This is a genomic window from Nocardia sp. N2S4-5, assembly GCF_044628355.1.
Classification (GTDB): Bacteria; Actinomycetota; Actinomycetes; order Mycobacteriales; family Mycobacteriaceae; genus Nocardia; species Nocardia wallacei_B.
The window spans coordinates 4789414-4809623 of record NZ_JBIUPM010000001.1; the positions used below are offsets into that span (position 1 = coordinate 4789414).

General features: G+C 69.0%; 17 protein-coding genes. 11 read left to right on the forward strand and 6 right to left on the reverse strand.

The genetic code is table 11. The features are described from left to right. The first annotated feature begins 55 nt into the window (after positions 1 to 55). Both ACFMRZ_RS21890 and ACFMRZ_RS21895 read left to right on the forward strand, forming a co-directional pair. Positions 56 to 2311: an N-acetylmuramoyl-L-alanine amidase gene (locus ACFMRZ_RS21890; RefSeq protein WP_400180552.1), complete on the forward strand. Its 2256-nt coding sequence runs from the start codon at positions 56 to 58 to the stop codon at positions 2309 to 2311. Positions 2312 to 2365: 54 nt separating this feature from the next. Continuing rightward, positions 2366 to 2827 (forward strand): AAA family ATPase, encoded by a 462-nt coding sequence (locus ACFMRZ_RS21895; RefSeq protein ID WP_400180553.1) that lies wholly within the window; start codon positions 2366 to 2368, stop codon positions 2825 to 2827. An 11-nt stretch (positions 2828 to 2838) separates the two neighbouring features. On the opposite strand, the gene ACFMRZ_RS21900 is transcribed toward ACFMRZ_RS21895, so the two are convergent. Beyond that, positions 2839 to 3681, reverse strand: a complete 843-nt coding sequence (locus ACFMRZ_RS21900; RefSeq protein WP_280368417.1) for an HAD family hydrolase — start codon at positions 3679 to 3681, stop codon at positions 2839 to 2841. Between the two features lie 184 nt (positions 3682 to 3865). Here ACFMRZ_RS21900 and ACFMRZ_RS21905 point away from each other — a divergent pair, with 184 nt between their 5' ends. From ACFMRZ_RS21905 to ACFMRZ_RS21930, 6 genes are read left to right on the forward strand one after another with little or no spacing between them, the layout of a single operon-like run. Beyond that, positions 3866 to 4846, forward strand: coding sequence for an ABC transporter permease (locus tag ACFMRZ_RS21905; protein WP_400180554.1), 981 nt, complete (start codon positions 3866 to 3868; stop codon positions 4844 to 4846). Then, on the forward strand, positions 4843 to 5793 hold the full coding sequence (locus ACFMRZ_RS21910; RefSeq protein WP_400180555.1) for an ABC transporter permease: 951 nt from the start codon (positions 4843 to 4845) through the stop codon (positions 5791 to 5793). The genes ACFMRZ_RS21905 and ACFMRZ_RS21910 overlap by 4 nt, the downstream gene beginning before the upstream one ends. After that, positions 5790 to 7625 carry an ABC transporter ATP-binding protein gene (locus ACFMRZ_RS21915; protein ID WP_400180556.1) on the forward strand — a complete coding sequence of 612 codons (1836 nt, stop codon included), beginning with the start codon at positions 5790 to 5792 and terminating at the stop codon, positions 7623 to 7625. Before ACFMRZ_RS21910 ends, ACFMRZ_RS21915 begins: the two co-directional genes overlap by 4 nt. Before the next feature lie 10 nt (positions 7626 to 7635). Continuing rightward, positions 7636 to 9312: an ABC transporter family substrate-binding protein gene (locus ACFMRZ_RS21920; RefSeq protein WP_400180557.1), complete on the forward strand. Its 1677-nt coding sequence runs from the start codon at positions 7636 to 7638 to the stop codon at positions 9310 to 9312. 29 nt (positions 9313 to 9341) lie between these two features. Next, on the forward strand, positions 9342 to 11012 hold the full coding sequence (locus ACFMRZ_RS21925; protein WP_400180558.1) for an ABC transporter family substrate-binding protein: 1671 nt from the start codon (positions 9342 to 9344) through the stop codon (positions 11010 to 11012). Positions 11013 to 11068: 56 nt separating this feature from the next. Further along, on the forward strand, positions 11069 to 11668 hold the full coding sequence (locus ACFMRZ_RS21930) for a hypothetical protein (RefSeq protein ID WP_400182940.1): 600 nt from the start codon (positions 11069 to 11071) through the stop codon (positions 11666 to 11668). Between the two features lie 13 nt (positions 11669 to 11681). Here the strand turns inward: ACFMRZ_RS21930 and ACFMRZ_RS21935 are convergent, their stop codons facing one another. Continuing rightward, positions 11682 to 12692, reverse strand: coding sequence for an agmatine deiminase family protein (locus ACFMRZ_RS21935; RefSeq protein ID WP_280368427.1), 1011 nt, complete (start codon positions 12690 to 12692; stop codon positions 11682 to 11684). Positions 12693 to 12939: 247 nt separating this feature from the next. After that, positions 12940 to 13542 carry a TetR/AcrR family transcriptional regulator gene (locus ACFMRZ_RS21940; RefSeq protein WP_400180559.1) on the reverse strand — a complete coding sequence of 201 codons (603 nt, stop codon included), beginning with the start codon at positions 13540 to 13542 and terminating at the stop codon, positions 12940 to 12942. A gap of 119 nt (positions 13543 to 13661) precedes the next feature. Here ACFMRZ_RS21940 and ACFMRZ_RS21945 point away from each other — a divergent pair, with 119 nt between their 5' ends. Beyond that, positions 13662 to 14978, forward strand: coding sequence for an MFS transporter (locus ACFMRZ_RS21945; protein ID WP_400180560.1), 1317 nt, complete (start codon positions 13662 to 13664; stop codon positions 14976 to 14978). Between the two features lie 13 nt (positions 14979 to 14991). Here the strand turns inward: ACFMRZ_RS21945 and ACFMRZ_RS21950 are convergent, their stop codons facing one another. Beyond that, positions 14992 to 15744 (reverse strand): lysophospholipid acyltransferase family protein, encoded by a 753-nt coding sequence (locus tag ACFMRZ_RS21950; RefSeq protein WP_400180561.1) that lies wholly within the window; start codon positions 15742 to 15744, stop codon positions 14992 to 14994. Between the two features lie 35 nt (positions 15745 to 15779). Further along, the gene (locus ACFMRZ_RS21955; protein ID WP_400180562.1) at positions 15780 to 16562 is read right to left on the reverse strand and encodes a lysophospholipid acyltransferase family protein; all 783 of its coding nucleotides are present in this window, start codon (positions 16560 to 16562) and stop codon (positions 15780 to 15782) included. A 69-nt stretch (positions 16563 to 16631) separates the two neighbouring features. Between ACFMRZ_RS21955 and ACFMRZ_RS21960 the strand changes: the two genes are divergently transcribed. After that, the gene (locus tag ACFMRZ_RS21960) at positions 16632 to 17510 is read left to right on the forward strand and encodes a hypothetical protein (protein ID WP_400180563.1); all 879 of its coding nucleotides are present in this window, start codon (positions 16632 to 16634) and stop codon (positions 17508 to 17510) included. Between the two features lie 45 nt (positions 17511 to 17555). Then, complete coding sequence (locus ACFMRZ_RS21965; protein WP_400180564.1) at positions 17556 to 19094, forward strand: Rieske 2Fe-2S domain-containing protein; 1539 nt, start codon at positions 17556 to 17558, stop codon at positions 19092 to 19094. A 55-nt stretch (positions 19095 to 19149) separates the two neighbouring features. Here the strand turns inward: ACFMRZ_RS21965 and ACFMRZ_RS21970 are convergent, their stop codons facing one another. Further along, complete coding sequence (locus tag ACFMRZ_RS21970) at positions 19150 to 20190, reverse strand: Gfo/Idh/MocA family oxidoreductase (protein ID WP_400180565.1); 1041 nt, start codon at positions 20188 to 20190, stop codon at positions 19150 to 19152. Positions 20191 to 20210: the final 20 nt, after the last annotated feature.

Consider the following 20210-nt stretch of genomic DNA (forward strand, 5'->3'; position numbering starts at 1 on the left):
ATCAACCCTGCTCCGCAGTTGACGGTCAACGGTTCTACCTGAAGGGGAGAGGCTCGTGCCGTACCGCAGACCGAAACGCCCGTACATTCTTCCGGTGGTGGCCACCCTGGTGGTCACCGCGCCGCTCGCGGGTCTCGTCCTGCGCGACACGCCCGACTATCACTCGGCAAACGAAAGCAATCTCGCGGCGATCCCAGCGCAACTCGCCGAGGTGGCGCTGGCCTCCGCGCCGGACGTCGTCCTGCCGCTGCGCGAACTCACCGGCCTCGACCTGCCCGACCTGCGCCTGTCGGATCTGCGCAAACTGCCGCTGCCCCGCGCGGTTCCGGTGCCGCCGGGCCTACCCGCACCGCCGGGCGTGCAGCTACCCAGCGAGATCCCCCTGCCTCAGTTCGGTCCGTCCCAGACCACGACGGCACAGCCCACCCCGTCCCAAAAGCCCAGCGGCGCACCCGGTTTCATCGCGGCCCCACTCGAGGAACCCACCCCCGACACCGATGCGTCCCTCCCACCCGGTGCCGACCCGAACGCCCCGGAGCCCTCACCCGGTGCTGACTCGAGCGCCCCCGCCCCGGCCACCGACCCAGCATCCCCATCCGGTGCCAACCCGAACGCCGCTGCCCCAGCCACCGACCCAGCACTCCCGCCCGGCGGGGACCCGAACGCCCCTGCCCCGGCCACCGACTCAGCACCCCCACCCGGGGACCCGAACGCTCCCGCTGCGGCCTCCGACCCAGCGCTCGCACCCGGTGCGGACCCACATTCCCCGGCGCTGGCTCCCGGCGCGGTCGCGCCCGAACTCGCCGACCGGGTCGGGGCGGAGGTCAAGGAACTCAGTCGTGAGACACCGTTCAGCATGGTCGCGCTGACCGCCGAAAACCTGAGCGGCACCAAGGCATTGGTGCGGGCGAAGACTTCCGACGGCAACTGGGGGCCGTGGTTCTCCACCGAACAGGTCGACACGCGCGCCGACGACCACACGCCGCCGGGCCGGACCGGCACCGAACCGATCTACGTCGGCAAGACCAACTCGGTCCAGGTGCTCACCACCCGCAAGGCGGCCGCGCCGACGCCCGGCGCCGTGCCCGCGCGCTCCGGCGACCCCGCCCAGCTGGCCGCCTCGACGCTGTCGGCGGTACTGATCGATCCGGGTCGCGGCGTGGCCGACGACAATCTGACCCGCGTGGCCGCCCCGCTCTCGGGCGGCGGACCCAAGGTGATCAGCCGGGCCCAGTGGGGCGCCGACGAATTGATCCGCTGCGAGGAACCGACCTACGACGACGGCCTCGGCGGCATCACCGTGCACCACACCGCGGGCCGCAACGATTACTCCAAGGCCGAATCGGCCGGGATCGTCCGGGCCATCTACGCCTACCACGCGAAGACCCTGGGCTGGTGCGACATCGGCTACCACGCCCTGGTCGACAAGTACGGGCAGATCTTCGAAGGTCATTCCGGCGGCCTGGACCGGCCGGTGCAGGGCGCGCACGCGGGCGGGTTCAACGAGAACACCTCCGGCGTCGCGCTGATGGGCGATTTCGAGACCGAGCCGCCCACCGACGCCGCGATCCAGGCGGCCGGGCAGTTCATCGGGTGGCGCGCGAAAGTCGGCGGCCTGAACCCGCTGAGCAAGACCACGATGTACTCCGAGGGCACCGAATTCACGCCGTACGCCCAGGGCGAGGCGGTGCAGTTGCCCACGGTGTTCGCCCACCGCGACGTCGGCAACACCACCTGTCCGGGCGATGCCGCGTACGCGCTGATGGACCGCATCCGCGAGATCGCCGCGGGCAGCGGCACACCGCTGGCCACCCGCGCGGGCAACAACACCGCGCCCGGCGCACAGCGCCCCGGCACCGATCTCGCGGCACTGGCCGACCTGACCGGCCGGGTGCTCGGCATGGTCGAGGAGAACCTCGTCGCCCGGTACTGGGCCGAACAGGGCGGGCCCGACGGACATCTGGGCGCCGCGGCCTCCGAACCGCAGCCGACCGCGAACGGCGGCCAGTACGCGAAATTCGTCAACGGCTACGTCTACGCCGCTCCGGACGGCACTGTGATCGAGGTGGTCGGCCACATCCTGGACCGCTTCGTCCAACTCGGCGCCGACACCGGCCTGCTGGGCCTGCCGCTGCGCAACGCCTACCCGGTCCCGGACGGCCTGCGCTCGGATTTCGAGAACGGCTCCCTGATCCTGAACCAGGTGACAGGCATCGTCACCACGCTGCTGAAGACCTACAACGACACCCAGCAGACAGGGAACCCGATCCCCGCGCCGGAGTACGACCCGGCGACCCCACCGGCCCCATAGCTCCGCCACCGGCCCCGACGACCTGAAATCGAGAGCCCGCCATAGGCTTTCACCGTGACCAACGTGCTGATCACCGGCATGTCCGGAGTAGGCAAGACATCGCTGCTGGACGAACTCGCCCGGCGTGGCCACCGCACGGTCGACACCGACTACGGCGACTACCACGAAACGATTGCGGGCGAACGACTCTGGCGCACCGACCGGATCGACGCGCTGCTGTCCGCCGCGCCGGATGCCCCCGGTGTGCTGTTCGTCCAGGACACGACGCGCAACCAGACCGAGTTCTATTCGCGCTTCGACCACATCGTCCTGCTCAGCGCGCCCGCCGAAATCCTGGTCGAACGTCTGGCCACGCGCACCGGCAATCCGTACGGCAAGGATCCGGCCGAACTCGCGGAGACGCTGGAATACCTCGAGACCGTCGAACCGCTGCTACGGAAGGCGGCCACGCTCGAGGTGGTCACGACCGTCCCCGTCGAGCGGGTGGCCGACATCGTGCTCGGACAGGTGGCCTGATCGAGGTGCGATCAGGCGGCCCACCAGCGTTCCAGGACTCGCGCTACGCCGTCGGCCGAATTGGTGGCGGTGACCTCGTCGGCGGCGGCGCGGGCCTCGGGGTGCGCGTTGGCCATCGCGACGCCGTGCCCGGCCATGCGCAGCATCGGAACATCGTTGGGCATATCGCCGAAGGCGACCATGGTGGCGTGCTGAACGCCCAAGCGCTGCGCCACCATTGCCAGTCCGGAGGCCTTGGTGACACCCGGCGCCGACAGCTCGATCAGTCCGTTGTTGGTGGAGTAGGTGATGTCGGCGCGCCCGGACAGTTCCGGTTCCAGCGCTGCCCGCATGTCCGCGCTGGCCGCGCCGGGCAGCCGGATCAGCATCTTGATGGCGGGCGCGGCGAGCACCTCGCGCCGGGCCACCTGGGTGTCGTCCGGGTTCAGCCAAGCGTGCTCGTACTCCGGCGAACTCACGAACTGCGGGGTGGCCGCGTCGTGCGCGCTCGCGCCGACCCGTTCGGCGGCCAGGCCGCAACCGGGCAGCACCCGCTCGGCCAACTCGGCGATCGCGGCCAGGCTCGCCATATCGAGAACGCTGGTGTGCAGGATGCGATCGGACGCGCTGTCGTAGATCACCGCGCCGTTGCCGCACACGCACAGCGGCGCGTATCCGAGCCCCTCGACGACCGGATCGATCCAGCGCGGCGGGCGGCCGGTGGCGAGTACGAACTGCACTCCGTCGGCGATGAGCGCCGCGACCGCGGCTCGCGTGCGCGGGGTGACCTGCTCACGCTCATCGATGAGCGTGCCATCGACATCGGTGGCCACCATCTTGGGTTTGGGCAGGTGCAGACGCGTCACCTCTTCCATCCTGCCCGAACCCGCACCCCGGCCGTAAGATCAGCCCCCTTACCACGGCTGCCGAACCACCGCCGGTACGCGCGACACTGGTGCACGATGTGCTGACGATCCACGCATGTCACGGCTGTCCTCGACACGCCATGATCGCCAGCTGTCCTTATGATCAGGCCTAGCAACCGACCCGAGGGGACCGATGACCGGCTTTCTGCTACGACGCGCGCTCAATTATGTCGTGCTGCTGGTGCTGGCGACCTTTCTGACCTTCACCCTGGCATCACTGACCTTCCGCCCGCTGGACAGCCTCGAGCAGCGCAATCCGCGCCCGCCGCAGTCGGTGATCGACGCGAAGGCCGCCGAACTGCACCTCGACGAACCGATCCCGCAGCGCTATGTCACCTGGGTCAGCGGCATCACCCACGGCGACTTCGGAACCACGCTGGCGGGTCAGCCGGTGAGCGCGGAACTGGGCCGCCGGGTGGGAGTCAGCCTGCGGTTGCTGGTGATCGGCTCGGTGCTCGGCACCGTGCTGGGCGTGCTGATCGGCGCGGCCGGGGCGATCCGGCAGTACCGGTTCAGCGACTACTTCACCACGATCGTCTCCCTGCTGGTGCTCAGCACACCGGTGTTCCTGCTCGCCACCCTGCTGAAATACGGTGCGCTGGAGATCAATACGGCCACCGGTCAGCAGATCTTCCTCTATACCGGCGAGACCTCCGCGAACGCCGTGCACGGGCTGTGGAACCAATTCGTCGATCGCGTCCAGCACATGGTGGTCCCCACCCTCGGCCTAGCGCTCGCCGCCATGGCCAGTTACAGCCGCTACCAGCGCAACGCCATGCTGGACGTGCTGCAGAGCGATTTCATCCGCACCGCCCGCGCCAAGGGCCTCACCCGCAGCCGCGCGCTGTACAAGCACGGCCTGCGCACCGCGTTGATCCCGATGGCGACGCTGTTCGCCTACAGCCTCGGCGCGCTGATCACCGGCGCGACCTTCACCGAGAAGATCTTCGGCTGGCACGGCGTCGGCGAATGGCTGGTCGACGGGATCAACGCGCAGGACCTCTACGTCGTGGTGACCGTCACGGCGTTCGCCGGATTGGTGGTGCTGGTGTCGGGCCTGCTGTCCGATATCGCCTACGCAATCCTCGATCCACGGGTGCGGGTGGGAGCATGACCGAAGCCGAAATGATCATTCAGGGCGCGCCCGAGCCCCAGGCCGCCGGTCGCCGGAAACTGGTGTGGCGCAGGTTCCGCCGCAACAAGCCCGCCGTCGGCGGCGCGATCGTCCTGCTGCTGATGCTGGTGCTGGCCTTCGCGCTGCCTCCCGTACTGCCCTACGACTACCAGGAATTGGACTACACGGCGCTGCTGCAGCCGCCCAGCCCGGATCATCCGTTCGGCACCAACCAGATCGGTCAGGACGTGCTGGCGCAGACGCTGCGCGGTTTGCAGAAGTCGCTGCTGATCGGGTTCAGCGTCGCGTTCATCTCGAGCATCATCGCCGCCACCGCCGGATCGGTGGCGGGGCTGCTCGGCGGCTGGACCGACCGGGCCGTCATGTGGCTGGTGGATCTGCTGCTGGTGGTGCCGAGTTTCATCGTCATCGCGATCTTCGCCCCGCGGATGAAGGGCAGCGGCTCGATCCTGCTGCTGATCGTGCTGCTCGCCCTGTTCAGCTGGATGATCAGCGCCCGCATCGTGCGCGGGCTGACGCTGAGCCTGAAGGAACGCGAATTCGTCCGCGCCGCACGGTACATGGGCGCCTCGACTTGGACCGTGATCACCACCCACATCGTCCCGAACATCGCGTCCATTCTGATCATCGACACCACGCTGGCGATCGGTGTGGCGATCATGTCCGAAACGGGCCTGAGCTTCCTCGGCTTCGGCGTGCAGCCGCCGGACGTGTCACTGGGCTCGCTGATCGCGTCCGGGACGAAGTCCGCGCTCACCTATCCGTGGCTGTTCATGTTCGCCGGTGGGCTGCTCATCATCACCGTGCTGTGCGCCAACCTGGTCGGCGACGGGCTGCGCGATGCCTTCGACCCCACCGCCAAGCGGGCGCGGGCGCGGCGGAAGAAGTCCGACCGGGGCACCGCGCCGGAAGGAGAGGCCGCATGACCGCGCCGCTGCTGGAGGTCTCGGACCTGCACGTGTCGTTCCCCGGTGAGGAGGGGCGGATCGACGCGGTGCGCGGGGTGAACTACACGGTCTCCGACGGCGAGGTGCTGGCCATCGTCGGCGAATCCGGTTCGGGCAAGTCGGTGTCCTCGCTGGCGGTGATGGGCCTGCTGCCCGAGCAGGCGCGGGTGCGCGGCTCGATCCGGCTGCGCGGCAAGGAATTGCTGGGGATGACCGACCGGCGGCTGTCGACGCTGCGCGGCAGCCGGATCAGCATGGTCTTCCAGGACCCGCTCTCCGCGCTGACGCCGGTGTATCGGGTGGGCGACCAGATCGCGGAAGCCCTGCTGGCACACAAGAAGTTGAGCAGGCAGCAGGCCGCGGCGCGGGCCGTGGAACTGCTGGACCTGGTCGGCATTCCCGAACCGGAGGCGCGGGCCAAGGCGTTCCCGCACGAATTCTCCGGCGGCATGCGCCAGCGCGTGGTGATCGCGATGGCGATCGCCAACGACCCGGAACTGATCATCTGCGACGAACCCACCACGGCGCTGGACGTCACGGTGCAGAAGCAGATCCTGAACCTGCTGCGCAAGGCCCGCGACATCACCGGCGCGGGTGTCGTGATGATCACCCACGACATGGGGATCGCCGCCACCCTGGCCGACCGCGTGGCGGTCATGTACGCCGGCCGGATCGTCGAGACCAGTACCGCCACCGACCTTTTCCACGCGCCCCGAATGCCCTACACGGTCGGTCTGCTGGGTTCCATCCCGCGCATCGACGGCCCGGCCCGCACCGCGCTCATCCCCATCACCGGCGCGCCGCCCACCATGCACGCGCTGCCGCCCGGGTGCCCGTTCGCCCCGCGCTGCCCGGTCTCGATCGACGACTGCCGCACCGCCGAGCCGCCGCTGCTGGAGACCGCACCGGGGCATCGCGCCGCGTGCATCCGCACCGGCGAGGTCGGCACCGAGGACTTGTTCACCGCCTACCGCCGCGAGGTGGCCGAGCCCGAGGCCGAGCCGCCGGTGGATGCCCGTGTGGTGCTGCGGGTTTCGGAGCTGACGAAAACCTTCCCCATCACCTCCGGCGTGTTCTTCAAACGCCGCAAGGGTGAGGTTCGAGCGGTCGACGGCATCGGTTTCGAGGTGCGCGGCGGGCGCACCTTCGCGCTGGTCGGCGAGTCCGGCTCCGGGAAGTCCACCACCCTGACCCAGATCATGGATCTGGTGGCGCCCGAGGCCGGGAGCATCGAGGTGCTCGGCAGTGACGTCGCGACCTTGACCAAGGCCCGCCGGCGCGAGATCCGGCGCAAGATGCAGATCGTCTTCCAGGACCCCTCGGGCTCGCTGGATCCGCGGCTGCCGATCTTCGACACGCTCGCGGAACCGCTGCGCGTCGACGGCCGGTCTCGCGACGAGGTGCGCAAGCGGGTTCCGGAACTGCTGAAACAGGTCGGCCTCAGCCCCGAGCACGCCGACCGCTATCCCCCCGACTTCTCCGGCGGCCAGAAGCAGCGCATCAACATCGCGCGCGCCCTGGCGCTGGACCCCGAACTGCTGGTGCTCGACGAGCCGGTGTCCTCGCTGGACGTCTCCATCCAGGCCGGTGTGCTGAATCTGTTGCGGGAGTTGCAGGCCGAGCGGGGGCTGTCGTATCTGTTCGTCTCCCATGATCTTTCGGTGGTGCGCAACCTGGCCCACGACATCGCGGTCATGTATCGCGGCAAGATCGTGGAATCCGGTCCCGCGGAGCAGATCTTCGAGGCGCCGCAGCACGAATACACCCGCGCGCTCATCGACGCGGTTCCCGTTCCGGTCGTCGCTGGGTAGGAGAGACGCTATGAGGATCAGGTCGCTGACGGCGTGTGCCGTCGCCCTGGCGGTCGTCGCGACGGCCGGCCTGACGGGCTGCTCGGCCGGGAACCAGACGGTTCCCGGCGGCGACGTCGCGCTGGGCACGAGCAACGACATCAATCCGCAACCGCGCGAAGCCCTCCGCGACGGCGGCAACCTGCGGCTGGCGACCACGGAGTTCCCGCCCAACTGGAACACCCTGTCCAACGACGGCAACAATCTGGAGATCGCCCGCATCGTGTGGCCGATGATGCCGCGCGCGTTCATCACCGACGCGGGCGGTCGGCTGTCGGTGGATCCGGACTACTTCACCGATGTGCGATTGACCGGCACCGAGCCGCAGCAGGTCACCTACACCATCAACCCGAAAGCGGTGTGGAGCGACGGCACCCCGATCACCTGGGAGGACATCGCCGCGCAGGCCAACGCGCTCAGCGGCCGCGACAAGCGGTACCTGATCGCGGTGACCAGCGGGTTCGACCGGGTGGAGAAGGTCGAGCGCGGCGTCGACGACCGGCAGGCGATCATCACCTTCAAGCAGCACTACGCGGAATGGCAGGGGCAGTTCGCCGGTAACTCGATGCTCTTCCCGAAGTCGGTGACCGGGAATCCGGAGTCGTTCAACCACGGCCTGGTCGACCACATCACCGAGACGGCCGGTCCGTTCAGGGTGCGGTCGACCGACCGCACCCAGGGCCGGATCGTGCTGGAGCGCAATCCGAAATGGTGGGGCGAGACACCGAAGCTGGACACCATCACGGTCAGCGTGCTCGACCAGGCCGCGTGGCCGGCCGCCCTGCAGAACAACGAACTCGATGCGGCCCAGCTGTTCTCGATCTCCGACCTGGCGACCGTGCGCACCGCCGCCGGGCTGACCATCCGGCACGCGCCCGGAACCCTGTGGCGGCATCTCACCTTCAACGGCTCGCCGGGCGCCATCCTGTCGGATCCGAAACTGCGCGTGGCGATCTCGAAGGCCATCGACCGGCAGACCATCGTGAACGCCGTCTCCAACGGGCTGGAGAACGACCCGAAGCCGCTCGGCAATCACATCTACGTGCGCGGCCAGCAGGGTTACCGGGACAACAACCCGCCCTTCGATCCGGACGCGGCCGCGCGCGAACTCGACGCGCTGGGCTGGCGGCTGGAGGGTGACGTGCGCGTCAAGGACGGCCGCCGCCTCGAGATCCGGGATGTCATGTACAACAACGACGTCTGGGTGAAGGTCGCGCAGATCATCCAGCAGAATCTCGCGCGCATCGGCGTGAAGCTGACCATCGACGCGCGCCCCGGCCAGAACATCTTCTCCGACGTCTTCATCCCGGGCGACTTCGATCTGGCCCAATTCCAATGGCAGGGTGACGCTTTCCCGCTCAGCGGGGTGGCGCAGATCTACGCCTACCACCCCGACGACGTGCAGGGAAACTTCGGCCGCATCGGTTCCCCGGAACTGAACGAGCTGATCGACAAGACCCTGTCGGAACTCGATCCGCAGCGAGCGATCGAACTGGCGAACGAGGTGGATCGGGCGGTCTTCGAGGAGGGCTTCTCGCTGCCGCTGACCCAGGATCCGGGGAATTACGGCGTGCGCGCCGATATCGCCAATTTCGGGGCGCCCGGAATGGCCTCCTACGACTACACCAAGATCGGCTTCACGAAGTGATGCACCGGCCCCGACGGAAGGAGCGGTCCATGCGGATTCGTTCGACAGTTGTCCGGATAGCGGTCCCCGCGGTCGCGATCGGATTGGTCTTGTCCGGGTGTGCGGGCTCGGATGATTCGGGGGGTGGCACGTCCGCGATCGGCCTCACCAACGACATCAACCCGCACGATGTGAGCGAGTTGCGGGACGGGGGGAATCTGCGGCTGCCGTTCTCGGGCTACCCGAAGAACTGGAACAACCTGCAGATCGACAGCGACAACGATGTCACGAGTATCGAACGCCCGACGATGCCGCAGGCCTTCCGCATCGACGCCGCGGGCGAGGCCAGTCTCGACACCGACTACTTCACCAGCGTCGAACTCACCAACGCCGAGCCGCAGCAGGTTACCTACACCATCAACCCGAAGGCGGTGTGGAGCGACGGCACCCCGATCACCTGGGAAGACATCGCCTCGCAGGCCAACGCACTGAGCGGGCGCGACAAGGCGTTCCTGATCGTGGCCAACCAGGGCTTCGACCGGGTGGAGAAGGTGGAGCGCGGCGTCGACGACCGGCAGGCCGTCCTCACGTTCAACAAACCCTTCGCCGACTGGCGCGGGCAGTTCGCCGGTAACAGCTTCCTGTTTCCGAAGTCGGTGACCGCCACACCCGAGTCGTTCAACAAGAGTCTCGTCGACAACATCACGCTCACTGCCGGGCCTTTCCTCGTCCAGTCCACGGACCGCGGGCAGGGACGTATCGTGCTCGGCCGCAACCCTTTGTGGTGGGGGGACAAACCGAAACTCGACACGATCACGTGGAGCTTGCTGGACAGCGCCGCCGACCTGCCCGCCCTGCAGAACAACGAACTGGACGCGGCCGGAATAGGGAGCCGCGACGAGCTGAAGACCGTGCAGGGCATTCCCGACGTCACCATTCGCCGCGCACCGGCCAATCAGTGGTCGCACCTGACCTTCAACGGCGCGCCCGGGTCCATCCTTTCCGATCCCAAGGTGCGCGTGGCTGTTTCGAAGGCCATCGATAGGCAGGGCATCGCCACGGCCATCGACAACGGCCTGGTCACCGACCCCAAACCGCTGAACAACCACATCTATCTCGAGGGCCAGAAGGGTTATCAGGACAACAGCCTCGGCTACGACCCCGACGCCGCCGCCCGCGAACTCGACGAGGCGGGCTGGAAACTCAACGGCGACGTGCGGGAGAAGGACGGCCGGAAACTGGAGATCCGCGACGTCATGTACAACCAGGATGTCTGGGTACAGATGGCGCAGATCATGCAGCAGAACCTCGCCCGCATCGGCGTGAAACTCACTATCGACACCAAGCCGGGCACCGGATATTTCACCGACTTCATCCAGCCCGGTGATTTCGATGTCGCGCAGTGGTCGTGGGTCGGCGACCCGTTCCCCTTGACCAACCTGTTCCAGATCTGGGGCTACAACCCGAACGACCTGCAGGGCAACTACGGGCGCATCGGCTCTCCCGAGCTGAACGATCTCATCGAGAAGACGGTCTCCGAACTGGATCCGGCCAAGGCCATCGAGCTGGCCAATCAGGTGGACCGCAAGATCTTCGAGGAGGGGCACTCGCTCCCGCTGCTGCAGACGCCGGGCATCGTGGCGGTGCGCGCCAACCTCGCCAACTACGGCGCCCGCGGCCTGGCGACCTACAACTGGACGAAAGTCGGCTTCCTGAAGTGATTTCCGGCTCGGGCCATCCCCTGGCCTATCCGGTTCTGACCACGATCGGCGCCCTGGTGACCTGCCTCGCCTGGGCGCCGTTCGCCGATTCCGAGCAGCTGAGCATGCTGGCGGCGGTGGGATTCGTCGTGCTGGGGTACACGGCGGTGCGGCTCGCCGTCGCGTTCGCGGTCCTGCCGGTGCGCGGCCTCGCCCCCGGTATCGCGGACTGCAGGCGGGTCCGCCAGCAGCACCGGCTGGTCAGCCGTTCCTGGCTGGAGTTGGCGGCGGACGGCCGGACCCGGTGGCTGCCGGTCTATTTCGATCCGGCGCTGGTCACGCTCCAGGCGGCGACGGCCCGATGCGGCAGCGGGGCCTTGCGTATCGGGAGTCTGCGCCTGTATCCGTCCGGCCCGCCGCGGGATTCGGAGCCGCCGGGCCGCTTGGCGGACAATCCCACGCGACCGGATCCGGACGGCCCGGCGCGCGCCGAACAGTCGGCCCGGTTCGGCCGGCGGCTGCTGCTCGATGCCCAGTCGGCCATCGCCGCGCCCTTCGCCGGACTGCTGTGGGTCTATGTGGCGGGCGGCGGTTTCGTCGCGTTCCTCGGCGCGACCACGGTGGCCGCGGCCGTCGTGACGTGGCTCGGGGCGATCCGGGGCTCGGATCCGAGCTGACCCTTCTTTTCGATCACACCGCGGGTTGCTGCTGCGTGGAGCAGTGGATGCCGCCGCCGCCCTCGACGACCGCGTTGTACTCCACCGGCACCACCTCCCGGCCGGGGAACGCGTCGGCCAGGATCCCGGCGGCACGGTCGTCGCCGCGGCGGTCACCGTAGGCGGGCATATAGACGGCCTCGTTGCCGACGTAGAAATTGACGTAGGAGTACAGGAAGTCGGGGCCGCGGTCGCCGGTCAGTGCGGTCGCATCCGGTTGCGGCAGTTCGATGATCTCGAAGCGGCGGCCCGCGGCGTCGGTGGCCTCGCGCAGGATCTCGCGGGCCCGCACCGCGGCGCGGGCGAAGACGTCGCCCGGATCCGGGTGCACCGGCCAATCCACCAGCACCACGCCCGGCTCGGCGAAACGGGCGACGGCGTCGACGTGACAATCCGTGACATCCTCGCCCGCGACACCCTGCAGCCATACGACTTTGGTGACGCCGAGCATTTCGTGCAGCGCCTTTTCGATCTCCTCGTGCGCGAATCCGGGATTGCGGTTCGGGTTGACCAGCGCGCTCTCCGTGGTGAGCAGGGTCCCTTCGCCGTCCACCTCCAGTGCGCCGCCCTCGGCGACGATCGGCGCGACCACTCGCGGAATACCCGCGTGCTCGAGCAGTTTTCGCGCGACCTTCGCGTCCATGTGGTATTCGGACTTCTGTCCCCAGCCGTTGAAGTTGAAATCGATTCCGGCCGGTCCGTCCGGACCGGTGACGAATATCGGCCCGGTGTCGCGAATCCACAGATCGTCCAGTGGCGCGGGGACCACCTCCACTGTCGTACCGCATGCCCGGCGCGCCTCGTCGACCTGCTCGCGCCGGGCCAGCAGGGTCACCGGCTCGTGTGCGGCGATCGCGCGGGCCAGTCGCACGATGTCGGCGCGCACCAGCGGTAGCAGCTCTTCCCACACCGATTCCTTGGCCGGCCATGCCAGCCAGGTTCGGGCGTGCGGAGCGGTTTCCGCCGGCATCACATAGCGCGTCATGCGCTCGACGCTACCGACTTTCCGGGCACGCACCAAAAGAAGTTCGCAATTCGGCGAAGCGGCCACTCTTTCGCTCCGGAAACATTCTCGGCGGCTGAATCTTCAATCACATGGACATATTCGCGCCCTCGAATTCCGTGACTGAGACAGAATGTCTCCCGAGGCACGGATGGGCACGCCCGCCGGGGGCCCAAAATGCAATAGTGCGTTTGCAATTCCCGTTTCGAAACTACGAATCCGCTGGCGTTCAATCGGTTTCGGCGTCGGGACCCAGCACGGCGTCGAGCAACCGCCGCAGCGCCCACTCGAACTCGGCGGGTGCGTCGGCGGCGGCCAGATGGGGTCGCGCGGTGACGAGAGCCGGATACCGCCCGGCATCGATGTCGAAGCCCGGATGCCCCAGCGGGTGCTCGTTGACCACGTAGCCGAGCAGCAGATGCCAGACGGCGCGGTAGGTGCGCGCCGCGACGTCCGGGGTCAGGCCCGCCGCCAGCAGGGCGTCCAGCGTGGCATCGGCGAACGGCAGGGCGGTGGCCGTCACCGACGTGGCCTCGATGATCACCCGGCCCGCCCAGGGGTGGTCGAGCAGTACCCGATGCGATCCCAGCCACAGGCGCAGGATCCGCTCCCGAGGCCGGCCGGTCCGCACGACCGGAAACGCCTGCGCCAGATCCTCGTTCAACAGCGCCAGCAGTTCGCGCCGGTCGGTGATGTGCCGATACAGCGAGGCCTGGCCGGTGTTCAGTTCCTGCGCCAGCCGCCGCAGCGTCAGCGCGGCCAAGCCCTCCGCGTCGGCCACCCGGCGCGCGGCGGCGACGATGGCGTCCCGGGTCAGCGGTTGTGCGCGCACCTCACTCCCTTCAGCCGTGCCGCCGAGCCTAGGCGGAGGCGACATGGACCCGGCGGCGGGGCGCGGCCGCACCCACCCGAACCCCGACCACCACGTCCGCGCCGACGCACCGCGCCGCCATGCTCGCGCTGGCGCTCGGCGTGCTGTCCTACGGCCTGATGCAGACCATGCTGGTACCGGCGATCGGCGTGCTCCAAGCGGCGCTGCACACCACCACGACCGCCGCGACCTGGGCCGTGATGAGTGCGCCGCTGCTCGCCAGTGCCATTCTCACGCCGCTGGTGAGCGGGCTCGGCGACCGGTACGGGCGGCGGCGGACGCTGCTCGTCGTGCTGGCGCTCTATCTCGCCGCGACCGTCGCGGCGATGCTCGCCCCGCACATCGGCGTCCTGATCGCGGCGCGCGCGGGACAGGGCATCAGCCTCGCGGTGCTGCCGCTGGCGTTCGGCTCGGTGCCGGACATCCTGCCGCCCGAGCGCGTGCACGCCGGGCTGGGTCTGCTGTCCGGCCTGGTGGGCGGGGCGGCGGGCATCGCGCTGGTGTGCGGCGGGCTGATCGTCGACCATGCCTCGTGGCGTTGGCTTTTCGTTGTCGGCGCCGGGCTGATCACGGCGGCGCTCGTGCTGACCCAGCGGTATGTGCCGGATGGTCCGGGCACCGGCGCCGGGCGGCTCGACCCGGCGGGCACCACGCTGCTGGCGGGCGGACTGTGCGGCGTCCTGCTGGCGCTGACCGTCGGGCCGACCGGCGGATGGCTGTCCGTGCCGACGCTGACGCTCGCCGCCGGTGGCGTGCTGCTCCTGCTCGTGTTCGGGTGGGTCGAGCGGCGTTCGCGGCAGCCGCTCATCGATATGGACCTGGTGCTGCATCGGCCGATCGGCGTGGCCCATCTCGCGGCGCTCACACTGGGCGCGATGCAGTTCATGTACTACGTGCTGGTGCCCAAGCTGGTCGAAACACCCTCGGCGGCGGGCGGTTTCGGCGGATCGGTCACGGCGGCCGGGCTGGTGATGCTGCCGTCGACGCTGGTGGTGCTGCCCGCCGGGGCGGTGGCGGGAAGGGTGATCGCGCGCCGCGGACCGCGCCTGCCGCTGGCCGCGGGGCTGCTGCTGGTCGCCGCGGGCGCCGCGCTGCTCGCCGTGGCGCACGGGACGATGTGGCAGGCGGCGGTGTGCGCGCTGCCGATCGGCCTCGGCACGGGCCTGGTGATGACGGCGCTGCCCTCGCAGTTGCATCGCGTCGTCGATCCGGGCCGGGCGGCCACGGCCAACGGGATCAACACGGTGTCCCGGACGGTCGGCGGTGCGCTGGGTAGCCAGTTGGGCGCGGCGCTCGTCGCGGGCTCGGCGACCGGCGGCTTCCCGACCGCGTTCCGGATCGCGACCGGCATCGGAATCGCCGGGGCCGCACTGCTTCTCGGTGCGGAACCGGCGTGACCCAGCGGCGCTGTCAAGCTTCGCGCGTCGCCTTCTTCGCCCTCCGGCGTTCCAGTTCCCGCTGGTCCAGCACGGCGGCCTGCTCGGGGGTCGGGGCGCTGCCGCCGAGGCGGGCGGGCACCCAGCGCGCGCCCGCGGGCATGTCGTAGGACTGCTGGGCCCGGTCGAGCAGTTCTCGCATGCGCGAACGCAACTCGGCGGTGAGGTCGTCGACGGGCTCGTGCGCGGGGATCGGTTCGCCGAGGCGGATATTGATCGGGAAGCGGTGGCGGCCGAGCCGTCTGGGCATGTCCTTGGTCCAGACCCGCTGCGCGCCCCAGATCACCATCGGGACGATCGGCACCTCCGCCTCGATCGCCATGCGGGCCGCGCCCGACTTGAACTCCTTCAGTTCGAAGCTGCGGCTGATGGTCGCCTCCGGGTAGACCACCACGATCTCACCGTCGCGCAGCGCCGCCACGGCCCGCGCGAAGGATTCCGCGCCGGCGCTGCGGTCCACGCCGATCGCCTTGCAGTGCTTCATCAGCCAGCCCACGATGCCGCGCTCGAGTTCGGCCTTCATCATGTACCGGACATTGCGGCCCGATTCGCGGCCGACCAGGCCGACCTCCATGAAATCCAGATAGGCCGTGTGGTTCACGGCGAGCACCGCGCCGCCCGAGCGCGGAAGGTGCTGCTGCCCAGCGATATCGATGCGCAGCCCCTGCGCCCGGAACAGCGTCCGGACCAAGCCGGTGAGCACATCGAAGACCGGTTCCCGCGCCATATTGTCGAAACTCCCTGTACCTACTGCCGCCGGTCCTACTCCACGGCGTCGTCCGCGGCCGCCCGGCGCGCGGCCTTCTCCGCGGCCTCCGCGGCATCCATCGCGTCGGCCTCGGCCAGCGTCGGGGCACTGCCGCCGAGCCGGGCAGGGACCCAGTATGCCCCTGGTTCGTGCACATAGTTCTGTTGTAATCGCGCCAGCAGCTGCTGCATGGTGGTGCGCAGCGTGCCGGTCAGCTCCGCGGCGGCCGCGGCGATGTCGCCGTCGGTGACGGCGGGCGGCCGGATGGGCTCGCCGACGGCGATCGAGATCGGAGTGTTGGTCCGCCCCAGCCGCTTCGGATGTCCCTTGGTCCAGACCCGCTGCGCGCCCCAGATCACCATCGGGACGATCGGCACGTCGGCCTCGATCGCCATCCGGGCCGCGCCCGACTTGAACTCCTTGATCTCGAAACTGCGGCTGATGGTCGCCTCGGGATACACGCCCACCAGTTCGCCCCGCCGCAGATACTCCACCGCGGCTTGATAGGAATCCGCCCCCGCCGTCCGGTCCACCGGAATATGCTTGAGCGCGCGCATGATCGGACCGGAGATCTTGTCGTCGAAGACCTCCTTCTTCGCCATGAAACGGATGTAGCGCTTCGGCGTCCGCGCGGGCAGCCCGGCGTAGGTGAAGTCCATGTACCCGGTGTGGTTGATCGCGATGACCGCGCCACCGGTCGCGGGGATGTGTTCATCCCCGCTGACCTCGAACTTCAGTCCCTGTGCGAAGAAGACGGTCCGGGCCAGGCCGATGATCGTCCGGTAGACGGGTTCCACAATTCCGCTAGCGTAGTCCCTGTCACAGACGACGCTCCCGGCGCACGCACAGGAAAGAGGTTCACCGCAGTGAAATGCCCCCGACCAGCATCGCGGGAACGACGCCGCCGGGCAGGCCGGGGAGCGCTACTCGCGGGCCTCGCCGCGCTGGCCGTCGCCGCGGCGACCGGATGTGATTCGCGCGTCGGGATCGAGGGCACCGACTACGACGACGGCGAGACCGCGGCCGCGGCACCGGCCGCCGCGCAGCCGGTGGTGCCCGCCGCGGGCGAGACCGCGGTCACCGTCTCGCTGGAGACCGCCGACTCCGCCGCCGCGGACGCCCTCACCCATTGGGCGATCGATCTGCAGGAGCTGCCGCAGGCCCGGCTGGTGGACAAGTGCTGGACCATGGCCCCGCGCAATGTGGAAACGATGTACGCCGACAAGCAGGCGATCCTGGCGGCACTCGCCGAACCGGGCGTCGACGACGGCACCGCCCTCGTCTGGAAGAGTCCCGCCACCACCGCGAGCCGGTCCGCCGTCACCGTCGTCGCGCAACGCTCCGATATCGACACCGGCTACGCCTGCCCGCGGGTGTTCCCGTCCGGCACCGAGATCGGCTTCACCGATGCCGATGCCCGCCACACCGTCCGGCGCTATCTGGCCCGCGCCGCGGGCACTCCGCTCGACCCGGCCGACCGGGAGGCGACCCACCCGCTGGTCTGCGCGGCGAACTGGGATCCCACCGGCACCGGCCGGGCCGCGACGCCGCCGCTGGCCACCAACCCGAACAAACTCACCGGAGTGAAGTCCTTCGTCGACGACTCGATCACCTCCGAGCAGCTGCGCACCGGCTATCTGACCGTGTCGGCGCCGGTCACCGACAGCACGGGCGCCCAGCAGGAACGGACATTCACCGTGAAGGCGACGGACCAGGGTTACTGCGTCGGCGACGTCTCCTCCTAACGGCTACCCTGGTTGGCTGGTAACGGTTCAGGAGGGACTTTCTTCGTGCAGATCACCAGCGTCGGACACGCCGGATTTCACATCCGCACCGCGGCCGGGACGATCCTCTGCGATCCGTGGGTCAACCCGGCGTATTTCGGTTCGTGGTTCCCGTTTCCCGACAACACCGGGCTGGACTGGGACGAGCTGGGCGACTGCGATTTCCTGTACGTCTCGCACCTGCACCGCGACCACTTCGACGCGCGGAATCTGATCGACCACGTCAACAAGGACGCGACCGTCCTGCTGCCGGACTACCCGGTGCCGGATCTGCGGCGGGAACTGGAGAAACTGGGCTTCCACAAGTTCTTCGAGACCGAGGACTCGGTCAAGCACACGGTGCACGGTCCGGGCGGCGACCTCGATGTGATGATCATCGCGCTGCGCGCGCCCGCCGACGGGCCGATCGGCGACTCCGGTCTGGTGGTCGCCGACGGTGAGACGGTGTGCTTCAACATGAACGACGCCCGGCCGGTGGACATGGACGTGCTGCACGAGCAGTTCGGGCACATCGACATCCACCTGCTGCAGTACTCGGGCGCCATCTGGTACCCGATGGTCTACGACATCCCGAATCGCACCAAGTCGAACTTCGGCAAGCAGAAGCGCCAGCGCGGGATGGACCGGGCGCGCAGCTACATCGAGCAGGTCGGGGCGACCTGGGTGGTGCCGTCCGCGGGGCCGCCGGTGTTCCTCGACCCGGAACTGCGCTACCTCAACGACGACCGCGGCGACGAGGGCAACATCTTCCCCGACCAGATGGTGTTCCTGGAGCAGATGCGCATCCACGGCAATGCCGGTGGGGTGCTGATGATCCCGGGCTCGACCGCCGACGTGCGCGGCGCCGAACTGAACCTCACCCACCCGGTCGATCCGGGCGAGATCTACGACGACAAGGCCGGGTACATCGAGCGGATGGCCCAGCGACTGGCCCCGGTGCTGGCGGCCGAGAAGGCCACCTGGGCAACGGATGACGGCCCGCTGCTGCCGCGGCTGAAGGAGCTGTTCGAGCCGATCATGGCGCAGAGCGACCTGATCTGCGACGGCATCGGCTACCCCGTCGGCCTGGTGCTCGGCGACGAGACCGTGGTGCTGGACTTCCCCAAGCGGGTGGTGCGCGGGCCGATCGACGGAGAAGGCAAGTACCGCTACGGGTTCCGCATCGAACCGCAGCTGGTGCGCACCGTGCTGCGCGACGGCGAGCCGGACTGGGTGAACACCATCTTCCTCTCCACGCGGTTCCAGGCCTGGCGCATCGGCGGGTACAACGAGTACCTGTACACCTTCTTCAAATGCCTCACCGACGAGCGCATCGCCTACGCCGACGGCTGGTTCGCCGAGGCGCACGACGATTCGGCGTCGTGCGAGATCGCCGGCTGGGAGGTGCAGCGTCGCTGCCCGCACCTGAAGGCCGACCTGTCGAAGTTCGGTGTGGTGGAAGGCAATACGCTGACCTGCAATCTGCACGGCTGGCAGTGGGATCTGGAGACAGGCCGCTGCAAGACCTCCAAGGGCCACGAGCTGCGCTCACGCAAACTGGTCTGAGCGCGAAACCGGGACAGCGCAACATCTTTCGCGCCGCCCTGTCACGTGTGCGAGGCTAGGGCCGCCGTCCGGCGAACGCGCGGGCTTTTTCGAGTATGCGCAGGGTGGCGACCGCATCGTGTGGGTCGACCGGCACCGGGGCGTCGTCGAGCAGGGCGGCGGCCACGGCGGCGTAGAAGGCGCGATAGTCGCCGGGTTCCGTGGGCGTCGGGCGGGTGTCACCGTCGGTGCCCAGCAGCCCCCACCGCTCGGGTTCGACCGTGCCCCACGGCTTTCCGTCGTCCGGGCGGCGGCCCGAGCGCAGTGCGTCCTCCTGCGGATCGAGGCCGTAGGTCACGTAGCCGCTGTCCGAGCCGAGGACGCGGAACCGGGGGCCGAGTTGCGGCGCCACGGCACTCATCCACAGGTGTGACCGCACGCCCGACGCATGGGTCAGCGCCAGGAAGGCGTCGTCGTCGGTGGGCACGTCCGGCCGCCGGGAATCCAGTTCGCAGTACACGTCGGTGACCGGGCCGAACAGGGTCAGCGCCTGATCGACCAGGTGACTGCCGAGGTCGTAGAGGATGCCCGCGCCGTCGGCCACGCCGCCCACCTCGCGCCAGCCGCCCTTGGACACCGGTCGCCACCGTTCGAAGCGGGACTCGAAGCGCCGCACCGTGCCCAGCTCGCCGTCCGCGATCAATCGGCGGACGGTGCGAAAGTCGCTGTCCCAGCGGCGGTTCTGGAATACGGTCAGCGGCCTCCCGGCCTGTTCCGCGGCGGCGATCAGCCGCTCGCCCTCGGCGGCGGTGAGGGCGAAGGGCTTGTCCACGACCACCGGCAGACCGGCCGCCAGCGCCTGCGTCGCGAGCGGCGCGTGGGTGCGGTTGGGCGTCGCCACCACGACGAGGTCGATGCCGTCCGGGTCGGCGAACAGCTCGTCGGCCCGCGGCGCCACCCGGACACCCGGATGTTCGCCACGCGCCTGCTCGGCTCGATCTGCCGACGAGGTCACCACCGCGGCCACCCGCAGCCGCGGCTCGGCGGCGATCAGCGGCGCGTGGAACACCGACCCGGCCAACCCGTACCCGATCACCGCGACACCCAGTTCGCGCATACCGTTCCTCTCCTGTCGTC

Bases quoted from the DNA above. Each gene is read 5' to 3' on its own strand.
- ACFMRZ_RS21910 (WP_400180555.1), top strand. From the start codon at position 4,843: ATGACCGAAGCCGAAATGATCATTCAGGGCGCGCCCGAGCCCCAGGCC.
- ACFMRZ_RS21950 (WP_400180561.1), bottom strand. From the start codon at position 15,744: ATGGCGCGGGAACCGGTCTTCGATGTGCTCACCGGCTTGGTCCGGACG.
- ACFMRZ_RS21945 (WP_400180560.1), top strand. From the start codon at position 13,662: ATGCTCGCGCTGGCGCTCGGCGTGCTGTCCTACGGCCTGATGCAGACC.
- ACFMRZ_RS21970 (WP_400180565.1), bottom strand. From the start codon at position 20,190: ATGCGCGAACTGGGTGTCGCGGTGATCGGGTACGGGTTGGCCGGGTCG.
- ACFMRZ_RS21920 (WP_400180557.1), top strand. From the start codon at position 7,636: ATGAGGATCAGGTCGCTGACGGCGTGTGCCGTCGCCCTGGCGGTCGTC.
- ACFMRZ_RS21915 (WP_400180556.1), top strand. From the start codon at position 5,790: ATGACCGCGCCGCTGCTGGAGGTCTCGGACCTGCACGTGTCGTTCCCC.
- ACFMRZ_RS21905 (WP_400180554.1), top strand. From the start codon at position 3,866: ATGACCGGCTTTCTGCTACGACGCGCGCTCAATTATGTCGTGCTGCTG.
- ACFMRZ_RS21900 (WP_280368417.1), bottom strand. From the start codon at position 3,681: ATGGAAGAGGTGACGCGTCTGCACCTGCCCAAACCCAAGATGGTGGCC.
- ACFMRZ_RS21925 (WP_400180558.1), top strand. From the start codon at position 9,342: ATGCGGATTCGTTCGACAGTTGTCCGGATAGCGGTCCCCGCGGTCGCG.
- ACFMRZ_RS21935 (WP_280368427.1), bottom strand. From the start codon at position 12,692: ATGACGCGCTATGTGATGCCGGCGGAAACCGCTCCGCACGCCCGAACC.